2 protein-coding genes are annotated in these 3206 nt (G+C 37.1%); both read left to right on the top strand.

Features of this window, described 5'->3' with window-relative positions; translation table 11 throughout:
* Positions 1-189 precede the first annotated feature (189 nt).
* The gene (gene recO / locus F6K22_RS36925) at positions 190-1041 is read left to right on the top strand and encodes a DNA repair protein RecO (RefSeq protein WP_293109707.1); all 852 of its coding nucleotides are present in this window, start codon (positions 190-192) and stop codon (positions 1039-1041) included.
* Between the two features lie 648 nt (positions 1042-1689).
* The gene (locus tag F6K22_RS36930) at positions 1690-3078 is read left to right on the top strand and encodes an MFS transporter (protein WP_293109709.1); all 1389 of its coding nucleotides are present in this window, start codon (positions 1690-1692) and stop codon (positions 3076-3078) included.
* Positions 3079-3206: the final 128 nt, after the last annotated feature.

Genomic DNA, 3206 nt, shown 5'->3' on the forward strand with positions numbered 1-3206 from the left:
TAGTGATGGTTGGTTATTTTTAAATAGATTTTTTCACGCATTTGAATATGAAGGTTTAAAAGAAGCAGGTGCTAAATGTAAATGTGAATGTGAAGAGGTAGTTCCTAATGGTAGTCGCAAGGGAAAAACAGGATTTGCCGATTTATTTTGGCCACGTCAACTGATAACTGATAACTGATAACTGAATATATGGCCATAACCTACAAAGCAACAGGAATAAATCTCAAAGCGATGCCATTAGGAGAATCAGACCGTTTATTAACCATCCTAACCCCAGAATATGGTTTGATTCGAGTAGTAGCTCCCGGAGTCAGAAAACAAAAATCCAAACTGGGGGGTAGAACTGAACTATTTGTCGTAAATCAATTATTAATATCCAAAGGGCGATCGCTCGACAGAATTAACCAAGCAGAAACTATAGTATCTTACACTGGTCTAAGTCAAAACCTGGGAAAACTAGCAGCAGGTCAATACTTAGCAGAATTAGTCCTTCATCAAGCCCTCAGCGAACATCCTCAAACCGAGCTTTTCTATCTACTAAACGAACACCTAAAACGTATAGAACAACTACAACATAAAACTGACCGACTCTGGCATACCCAACTCATAGCATTCTTAGCTCATGGCATCTATCATTTACTAGCCATAGAAGGAATAGCACCCCAAGTCCAAATGTGTTGTGCTACAGGATATGAATTACAGCCAAACTTTAATAAATCTGACTGGCAAGTTGGGTTTAGTATAGATGCAGGAGGAATTATTAAACTTGATGATACTTATGTTGTACAATCTTCATACCAAAACTTATCAAACCCAAACTTTAGTACCAAAATTAATACCCTGCTCAATGCTAATCAACTTTCACTACTTCAGCAACTACCACAACCTGAACTTCAAGCTCTAGCCAAACTTACTTCCCATCAAGATTGGGTAAAAGTAGAACAACTTTTAAGAAAATATACCCAATACCATTTAGCTTATCCCATCCGTTCTGCCGAATTGATTGATACTTATTTAGAATCCATAGCAATCCACCCATAGGTTGTAACATTTTATTGTAGAGATTTAGTCTCCAAACCCAAGTCGAGATTTGGTCTCCAAACCAAATAGGACTTACGCACAGACCACATATATAGCGTTAAAAACTATAACGTTATAGTTTTTGAACTCTATATCTATAATATAGTACCTTTGCCTAAGTTCTGCAAAAGTAGAGATTTAGTCTCCAAACCAAATTTTTTTCACAAATCATTTACCAAAAAAAGAGGGCATGCGCCTCCCCTTTTAAGGGGATGAAAAAGCGCTCGTTTGCGGAGCAGTCCGTTAGGATGGGATGGCGAGGTTTCCTCGCTGGCCTCCAATCGAGCAAGAGAAATATTTAACTCAGTATTTCAAGCCTCCGAGTTTACTCGGAGGTTCGCTGATAACTGATAACTGATAACTGATAAGTGAAATGACCAATCAATAATTGATAATTAATTCCCAGAGGTTTAAAACCTCTCCTTTTAAATAGACAATTGATAATTAAAGTGGGACTTACGCAGTGACTACATATATAGCGTTAAAAACTATAACGTTACAGTTTTTGAACTCTATATCTATAATATAGTACCTTTGCCTAAGTCCTGTAGAGATAGTTTTCATTATCAATTTCCATTATCAATTATCCATTATCCATTATTAATTAAAATGCAACTATCTGATTCAGATTTAACAAAGAAACCAAAACAACAAAACTCACCCAATACAAAACCTCTTTCGGCAGCATCCCTGGCAGATAAAGAACCCGAACGTGGACTTTTGCCAGTGCTGAAAAATCGTAAATTCTTAATCCTCTGGGGCGGTCAAGTATTTTCCCAATTGGCAGACAAAGTTTACCTAGTGTTAATGATTGCTATTATTGCTAATCAGTTCCAAGCAGCAGACCAAACTATAAGTGGATGGGTATCGGCAATTATGATTGCTTTTACTATTCCCGCAGTATTATTTGGAGCTGGAGCTGGTGTCTATGTCGATAGGTGGCCAAAAAAAGCAGTTTTAGTTGTAACAAATATCGTCAGAGGTGGTTTAGTTCTAATTTTGCCAATAATATTGTTGCTATCCAATAATTTTAATCTAGGCAACCTACCTTTAGGATTTTGCCTAATGTTATTCTTGACTTTTTTGGTTTCTACTCTGACTCAATTTTTTGCCCCTGCAGAACAAGCGGTTATTCCTTTAATTGTAGAAAAGCGACACCTACTTTCTGCCAATTCTCTCTACACAACTACAATGATGGCTTCTGTAATTATTGGCTTTGCCATGGGAGACCCTTTGTTAGAATTGGCAGATAGTTTAGTAGCAAAAATTGGTTTTGGGGAAGCTTTAGGTAAAGAATTAGTAGTAGGAGGAAGTTACGCGATCGCTGGTTTACTATTAATATTACTCAAAACTGGGGAACAGAAAAACTTGAGTGACAAAGAACAACCCCATATTTTGGCAGACTTGGTAGATGGCTTGGGTTACCTGAAAAATAATCATAGAGTTCGTAATGCCATTATCCAGCAAATTATTTTATTTTCTATTTTTGCAGCTTTGGCAGTCTTGGCAGTGCGCTTGGCAGAAATTATTCCTGGCATGGAAGCTGAAGAGTTTGGGTTATTATTAGCTGCTGCTGGAGTTGGTATGGGTATTGGCGCTGGAATAGTAGGTCAACTTGGACATTGGTTATCTCATTTTCAACTTAGTTTGATCGGGTCTGTAGGAATGGCAGTTTCTTTAGTGGGTTTATCTATATTTAATCAAGAGTTTTGGGTAGCTATGGGTTTGATTGGTATTTTAGGAATGTTTGGTGCACTGGTTGGAGTACCAATGCAAACTACTGTTCAAGCTGAAACTCCTGAAGAAATGCGGGGAAAAGTATTTGGTCTGCAAAATAATGCTGTTAATATTGCTCTAAGTTTACCTTTAGCTTTAGCAGGGGTGATGGAAACTTTTTTGGGTTTACCAAAAGTTTTGTTGGGGTTAGCAGGAATGGTAATAATAGCAGGTATATTTTTCAGTACCGTTCATAGCTCAACTAATCAAGGCCAGGATTGAGAGTCTTAACAATCAGCGAACTAATAGCTCTTAGTTGAATACTTACTAAATTAGACGAAAGTAGTAGTGACTTAAATTCAATAACATTTATCCACTGTTGATTATCACTAATGAAAAACTCTTCTTCA

This window comes from Okeania sp. SIO2F4 (assembly GCF_010672385.1).
GTDB lineage: Bacteria > Cyanobacteriota > Cyanobacteriia > Cyanobacteriales > Microcoleaceae > Trichodesmium.

What these genes read in the sequence shown, in the direction of transcription:
- recO (WP_293109707.1), top strand. Translation starts at nt 190, where the DNA reads ATGGCCATAACCTACAAAGCAACAGGAATAAATCTCAAAGCGATGCCA.
- F6K22_RS36930 (WP_293109709.1), top strand. Translation starts at nt 1,690, where the DNA reads ATGCAACTATCTGATTCAGATTTAACAAAGAAACCAAAACAACAAAAC.